General features: G+C 48.8%; 6 protein-coding genes. All 6 read right to left on the reverse strand.

Features of this window, described 5'->3' with window-relative positions:
- Window positions 1–27: 27 nt before the first annotated feature.
- On the reverse strand, window positions 28–495 hold the full coding sequence (locus tag C1I60_RS21270; RefSeq protein WP_137063504.1) for an IDEAL domain-containing protein: 468 nt from the start codon (window positions 493–495) through the stop codon (window positions 28–30).
- A gap of 221 nt (window positions 496–716) precedes the next feature.
- Entirely contained in the window at window positions 717–3005 is a 2289-nt protein-coding gene (locus C1I60_RS21275; RefSeq protein ID WP_137063505.1) for a thiamine pyrophosphate-dependent enzyme, read from the reverse strand.
- The gene (locus tag C1I60_RS21280; RefSeq protein ID WP_137063506.1) at window positions 3005–4018 is read right to left on the reverse strand and encodes a 2-oxoacid:acceptor oxidoreductase family protein; all 1014 of its coding nucleotides are present in this window, start codon (window positions 4016–4018) and stop codon (window positions 3005–3007) included. The genes C1I60_RS21275 and C1I60_RS21280 overlap by 1 nt, the downstream gene beginning before the upstream one ends.
- 249 nt (window positions 4019–4267) lie before the next feature.
- Window positions 4268–4702, reverse strand: coding sequence for a peptidylprolyl isomerase (locus tag C1I60_RS21285; RefSeq protein WP_014282150.1), 435 nt, complete (start codon window positions 4700–4702; stop codon window positions 4268–4270).
- A 160-nt stretch (window positions 4703–4862) separates the two neighbouring features.
- Entirely contained in the window at window positions 4863–6230 is a 1368-nt protein-coding gene (lysA, locus tag C1I60_RS21290; RefSeq protein ID WP_137063507.1) for a diaminopimelate decarboxylase, read from the reverse strand.
- Between the two features lie 110 nt (window positions 6231–6340).
- Window positions 6341–7889: spore germination protein (locus C1I60_RS21295; protein WP_137063877.1), on the reverse strand; the 1549-nt coding region annotated here is incomplete at its 5' end.

Consider the following 7889-nt stretch of genomic DNA (forward strand, 5'->3'; position numbering starts at 1 on the left):
TTAGCACCGACTTCTAAAAAAAGCAAGTTATCGGATAGAAGCTCCTGCTTTTGTTTTAACATATTGGCTGGAAAGCTCCTCAAACCAGGTTTTATCATTCATATGAAGCGCCAGATCAATCAGATCAGCCAGTTCTTCCAGGCCGAGCTGTGTAGCATGGTCAAAGGTAATAACCGCTGAAGCCGTGGGTCCGTGACCTCCTTCAGAGCATGCGTCATAATCCAACCGTACCTCAACATGCCCGTCAATAAACTCACATTTTAGAAAATAAATAATTTCACACATTAATATCGGACGCACCTGCGTTTCCAGCACACAATCCATCACCTTGGCGGAATAATGCTGGTTCGTCAGCGTGAATTTGTGATCCGTCGCTGCCAGCGATGTCCGTCCAAAGTCATACGTAAATTTCAGTTCCACTGGCGTGATATTCATGACCTTGGGAATTTGCTTCTTTATAATTTCGATTATTTCAACTGTATTCAGCTTAATCATACCTGCACCTCATTGCATCTTAAAATTCAGAGAAAGCTCTAATTCAATATTTTTCACGTAGGCCTTCACTCCTATATCGGAAATCATTACCTGATTTTTTATGCTTCATCCCATAAACGACAAAAAAGATTCTTCGCGCAACAAGCGCAAAGAATCTTGATCGTACCGGTGCCGCAATATCTTATAACAATGTTCAAATTTTATTATGCAAAAAAATTGGATTATAGCTCCGAAATTTCATGTTTCTTTTTCAGGATACTCCAGCGGCGTTCAATCTCCTGCTCAAAGGTAGCCAGCGTGGCTTCCTCCTTGAGAAGATGTTTTGTTTTGCCCATTAATTTGAGCCATTCTGCGGCTGGAATCCGTTTTCCCTTGTCCTCCGGATTGTACGTAATCGTCGTACTGCCTTGCTCAATCTCGTACAGCGGGAAAAAGCAAGACTCCACAGCTGCACCCACAATGCTGGTACCCAGTCTATCCTCGGATTTCCAGTTCAGTGGACAGGCGCACAGGATTTTACCATAGGCCGTTCCCACGTTATTGGCATACCATTGTGCCTTGGCCGCTTTACGCAGCATATCCTGCGGATGGCTTTCCGCTGCCGTGAAGGCATATGGAATATTGCAGGCAGCCATAATTTGCACCGTATCCTTGTGGTGACCCTGCTTGCCTTTTTGCATTTTCCCTACGCCTGATGTGCTTGTCATGTGACCTACCGGAGTCGAGTACGATTGCTGCGAGCCTGTATTCATGTAGCCCTCATTATCATATTCCAGCATGATCAGCTTATGATTACGCAGTGCAGCCCCGATAGCCGACCCCATGCCAATATCCATCCCGCCGTCACCACTGATCATTATAAAGGTCGGGTCATCTGCCATCTCAATCTCATTGCGGCGCTTCATCTCCATGTAAGCCTCCAGCGCTCCAGAGAGTGTAGCAGCCCCATTTTGAAAAAGATTATGAATCATAGGCTGCTTGTGTGATGTATACGGATAACCTGTCGTCACCACGTATACGCAGCCTGTTTGGAACAGCACGACGATATCGCCTTCGATGCCTTTGAAAAACAGCTCCAGCGCAGACAGCGCTCCACAGCCTGGACATGCCCCATGACCCGGCGTGAGACGGCGTGGCTTGGTCGTCAGCGAGCGCAGCGGCGGCACCTTGACCTTGAGCTTCCCGGTCGCCTCATCCGGCGTAACCTGAATCAGACCCGTACGGTACGCATCTCCCCGTGGCGGCTGCATAACCTGCGGCATGACCTTGTCCGGGGACCCCGGATTAAGCCCGTAATAATCAAATGGCTTCTCGGTCCGTCCGGCTTCCGCCGCCTCAATCGCAAGCTGGAAGAACGCCTCAGCGTCTTCCGCATAAAAATCCTTGCCGCCCAAGCCAAAGATGCGGCACAATACAAGTGTCCGGTTCAGCGGGTCCTCCTGCAAGGCCGCCTTGATTTCGTGCGTCAAATTACCGCCATCGGCGCCGTACGAATCCGCACGTTCACCCACCAGCAGCGCCTTGACATGGCGCAATGTCTCACGCAGCTGCGCGGCCGGAAACGGTCGAATGATATTCGGACGAATCACACCGGCCTTAATGCCACGCGCGCGGAGCTGATCGGCTACATCCTTGGCCGATTCAGCCGCTGAATTCAACAGGAATATTGCAACCTCGGCATCCTCCATATGATAGAGATCCAAAATCGGATATTCCCGCCCGGATAATGCGGCATATTCTGCGGCTACCTGCTCATATACTCCTTCTGACCGCTTTAACGCCTCGGATAACTGAGCATGATTATTCGTCAGGTCATCGCCATTCATATGCGCCCCGACAGTAACCGGATGGTCAAAATCGGAAATATTCGGATAATTCAGATTCGGATTTGGCCCCACAAAACCACGCACCGTCTCTGCATCAGCAAAATATTGCACCTTACGCTTCTGATGGGACGTGTAAAAACCGTCATAAGCGACCATCACAGGCAGTCTAACATCGCTGTGCTCTGCGATTTTCAGCGCCATGATGTTCATATCATACACAGCCTGCGGCGTACTTGCGGTCAAAATCACCCAGCCTGTATTCAAACCATAATACAAGTCTGAGTGATCCCCACGGATATCCAGCGGGCCACTGATAGCCCGGGTCACCAGATTCATAACCATAGGAAAACGAGTGCCTGACTGCACAGGCAACTGCTCCAGCATATACAGGAAGCCTTGCGAACTTGTTGCATTCACAACCCTCGCTCCCGCTGCGGCAGCACCATAGCATATCCCTGCCGATCCATGCTCACCGTCTGCTGCGACCAGCTTAATGTCATGCTGACCTCTCGTTCTCATCTGATCCAGATATTGCGCCACCTCGGTCGAGGGTGTGATCGGAAAATATCCCATCATATGATAATTGATCTGCGCAGCCGCCGTAGCCGCCATTTCATTGCCGGATTCGAACGTTGTCACCTGTGCGGCGCCTGTCTGCTTGAGCTCCTCCTCCAGTTTCGCCATTACACACGGCCTCCTTCATATACCGGAAATTGATGGGCAATCCGATGCTGCTCCGCCCATCCCCATTGCTCACGACGCGAGCTTAATGCCCCCGACGGGCAAATATCTACGCATTTCAAGCATCCTTTGCAATACTGGTAATCAATCCCTTGCAAAAATGGCAGCATTCTTCCCCGTTTGTCCGCCTGCTCTTCCCATACAAAACAGTAATCCGGGCAAATCGAATCACACTTGGCACAATGTGTACATTTATCAGCTTCATATTCAGGCACAAAGCCCTGACGTGAACCGCTGACATCTCTCGTCATGCTGTTTCCCTGCGTGGCTATAATACCTCCCGAGGGTTGTGTTTCATAGCCCAGCAAAGGCTGCGGCCGTTCAAAAATGTGATCCTGGGCATCGTTTGTAACTGGATATACGTGCAGTTCCATTTCCTCAAAGCCCCGGTTAAACGTACGCAAATTAGGCTCCACCAGTTGTGGATTTTTCTTCTCAAATGTACTGCGAATGACCGATCTCATCGCCTCCGGATCTAAAAAATCACAGACACGGAACAGCGCACCCAACATGGACGTGTTCAGCTTGGTCCGCTCCTCCAGTGCGATTCCCATCGCATCCACTACCGCCAGCGTACCGGATACCAGCCCCAAATCAGCACGTATTTCCTCTGCCGGACGCGTGGAATTGACCACAACGATCCCATCCGCTGGAAGCCCGCTGATGACATTGACCGTTTTGTACAATGTTTCATGAAAAATACCTACCACATGCGGTTGCTCGATCGGACTGTGATCACGGATATCGACCCCGGGATCACAAAAGCGTACAAAGCTTTTGACCGGGGTTCCCTTTTTTTCCGAACCGTAGGACGAGAAATTGGAAGCATTTAGCCCCAGACCAAGCACACCCGTTTCGGCCAGCATTTTTCCAGCCAGATTAGCGCCGAGTCCACCAATGGATTCCAGCCGGATTTCAAAAAATCCAAGTCGATTTGTGCGTGTTAATATAGACAAAGTGATGAGCCCCCTTCTTTTGCAACCATTACTGTGCTGTAAAACTCATAACTAAAAATGGAAAATGCATTCTAATGAAAAGGCTATCACAACACTTACTTTTCGAATGTGATTTTATTCACTTCAAGACCCGCATGTACGCGAAAATCAGCAAACCGTCAAACAAAAGACAACAAAAAGCCGCTCTGTCCAAAGACAGAACGGCTTAGGTGTAACATTATACAAAAAGATCATGCATTTAACGGTATACTACGCGTCAAATACTTTAACCTCTTTCATTTTGTCGCCTTGTTTTACAGCATCAATGAATTCCATACCTTTGGTCACTTGACCAAATACAGTATGTACTCCATCCAAATGCGGCTGTGGAGCGTAACAGATAAAGAACTGGCTTCCGCCTGTGTTACGGCCTGCATGCGCCATGGACAGAACGCCCTTGGCATGCTTCGTTGTGTTCGTAGCTGTTTCGCAGTCGATTGTGTAGCCAGGGCCGCCTGTGCCTGTTCCATTAGGACAACCACCTTGGGCAACAAAGCCTGGAATTACACGGTGAAAGCTCAAGCCGTTGTAGTAGCCGCTGTTTGCCAGCTTTTCAAAGTTAGCAACCGTGTTTGGCGCTTCTTCTGGAAAAAAATCAATTTCGACGATACCGCCATTTTCAAGATCTATTCTACCTTTTTTCATTGTTTGTAGCTCCTTTTCAACCTGTTTTGAAAGCTAAATAGCATCAAGTTCCAGTTTACTATGAATTGCCGCTCTTAGCAAAGCCTTGTCCAAAAAAGAGACCATTATCCCCGGTATATCACTTCCGGCTAAATGGTCTACTTCGTCACGCTTATCAAAATCAGGAAGAAACCGTTATCTTGGCATTGGGATGAACCGATGAACCGGCTTGGTCACGAACTAGGCGCTGTGGCACGACATCATTCCGAACGATATCCTCATAGCTTTCCCGGCGCACCACCAGCTCGGCCTCACCATTGTTTACAAATACAACCGCTGGTCGGCGTATCCGGTTATAATTACTCGCCATAGAATAATTGTAGGCTCCGGTTGAAGCAACAGCGAGCAAATCCCCGTTGGTCGGACGCGGCAGCTCCACATCCCAAATGAGCATATCGCCGCTTTCACAGCATTTGCCCGCAATGGATACCGTCTCCTCGTTCGCATCGTGCGCCCGGTTAGCCAGCATGGCTTCATACTTCGCCTGATATAGCGCTGGACGGGGATTATCCGTCATTCCACCGTCCACCGAGACGTATTTCCGTACCTGCGGAATATCCTTGATACTTCCTACCGTGTATAAGGTTGTGCCGGAATCGCCTACAATGCTCCGTCCCGGTTCAATCCAGATTTCAGGAAGCTCGTCATACAGCCCGGAAAAATGAGTTTTTACCGCTTCGCCGATAGCCTGCACATAAGTGGAAATTTTCAGTGGTGTATCCTCTTCTGTGTAACGAATGCCAAATCCCCCACCTAGATTAATAACCTTGAAAGAAAACTGAAGCTGTTCCTTGATTTCTCTGCAAAAAGCGGCAACCCGTTCGGCAGCCATTTGGAAGCCGTTCACTTCAAAAATTTGCGATCCGATATGGGAATGTACCCCCAGCAGGTTCAGATGATCTAGCCTGATAGCCTGCTCCACCGCATGGCGTGCTGTACCGTTCGCAATGTCAAAACCGAACTTTGAATCCTCTTGGCCTGTGGCCATATATTCGTGCGTATGTGCTTCAACCCCCGGTGTAACCCGCAATAAAATATTTACCTGCTGTTTCCGCTCGGAGGCAAGGGCCTGAAGCAAATGCAGCTCCATCTCGCTGTCGACCACGAAGCAACCAATTTGCGCATCTAGCGCCATTTCAATTTCTTCCGGTGTTTTGTTGTTGCCGTGAAAATGGATTCGCTCTGCCGGAAATCCAGCTTGCATCGCGGTGAACAGCTCTCCACTGGAAACGACGTCGAGCGACATCCCTTCTTCTGCAGCCAAAGCACACATCGCCATTACGCAAAATGCTTTGCTTGCATAAGCGACTTGAAACTTCAAGCCGGTTTCACGAAAAGCTTCTATAAACTCCCGGCAACGCTGGCGTACTAACTGTTCATCTACAATATATAGCGGTGTTCCAAAACGCTCCTTCAAAAACGTTGTATCACATCCGCCAATCTCCAAATGTCCATTGCTGTTAATTTTACTGCTTCCATGCAAATACATGTTCTGGCGCCTCTCTTTCTGGAACAAACAAGTCATATTCCATCGAATGTTAACACCAGTATAGCAAAAAAAGCATCAAGAAGAATGGATTTTTATGCAGATCATTTATATTAATGTTCTTGCCTGTTGCCAGAGTTCGAATCCGTGCTTGCATCCGTGTTCGGCATACGCGTATTGTCCCGCGTTTTGTTAGATGACGGACGGTTAGGCGCATTCAGCACAGGCATACGAAACAAGATGGAAGCCATCGCCTTGGCATTAAAAGGAATGAACGGCCACAGATAGGAAGAGTTATATGACCGATGCAGCGTCAGCATCAAAATGATCAGTGTCGTGCCTACAATAAAACCCGGAACGTGGAAAATAGCCACAGCGATCAGCAAAAACAGCCGAATGAGCCGATTCGCCAATCCCAATTCATAGCTCGGCGTTGCAAACATCCCGATAGCAGCCACAGCCATATACAGCACAACTTCGTTGACGAAAAGTCCCGTTTTGACCGCAATATCCCCGACCAAAATGGCGGCGATCAAGCCCATCGCGGAAGCCAGCGGTGTCGGTGTATGGACAGCCGCCATGCGCATTAGATCGACCCCTAGCTCCACAATGATGAACTGGGCAATTAACGGTAGATGGGCTTCCTTTTGAGGACCGATAAAATCGAGAAACGCCGGTTTTAGCTCGGGATTGATGACCATAAGCAGCCACATCGGAAGCAAAAACATCGAGGCAAAAATTCCTATAAAGCGAACCCAGCGCAAATAGCTCCCCATAAAAGCCGTTTGCCGATTCTCTTCTGCATGCTGACAAAGGTCAAAAAAGGTGGTAGGCAAGATCATCACGCTGGGTGAGGTATCGACGAAAATAACGACTCGCCCTTCCATAATATGCGAAGCCACGACATCTGGTCGCTCCGAATACCGTACTAATGGATATGGATTCCAACCTTTATTAATTATCGTCTCCTCTAATTGCTTATCCGCCAGCGGGATGCCGTCCAGATCGACGTTTTTAATTTTGTCGCGTACGGTATCCACCATCACTTTATCCACGATATCATCAATGTAGCCCAAGCATACGTCTGTCCGGGTGCGACGCCCAACCTGCATCGCCTCAAATTTAAGGCCGGGGTCCCGCAAACGGCGGCGAACCAGACCCACATTTGTCAGCATCGTCTCTGTAAAGCCGTCACGGGCACCGCGTACGACGCGCTCCAGTGACGGCTCTTCGGGATTGCGTACCGGGTAATTACGGGTGTCCAAAATGATCGAAAAGCGCTCACCTTCCATAAAGAAGGCGCTATAGCCTGTCAGCACCTTATTGATGACAACCGACATTTTGTCCGTCTTTTCCACCTGAATATGCGGAATATAATTTTCAAAATACGATTGCAGTCCGTCCGTAGACAAATCATCCGGTGTCAGATAGGTGAGCCGCTTTAGCACTTCAACCATGACCAGGTCCTTGGCAAAGGTATTCAGAAACAGATAGCCGATATGACGCCCGCCTAGTGTCATCTCCCTGAATACGACATCAAAGGTCTCTCCCAGACCGATTACTGTTTTGAGTGTTTCCTGATTTTCCTTCATTCTTGGCGATATATCATCCTTACCCTGCCAATAAAGAACGGATTCCTCTACGTTATCAGAACGCTCACTC

Origin of the sequence: Paenibacillus terrae, assembly GCF_005217525.1 — a bacterium.
In the GTDB taxonomy this organism is placed as follows: domain Bacteria; phylum Bacillota; class Bacilli; order Paenibacillales; family Paenibacillaceae; genus Paenibacillus; species Paenibacillus terrae_C.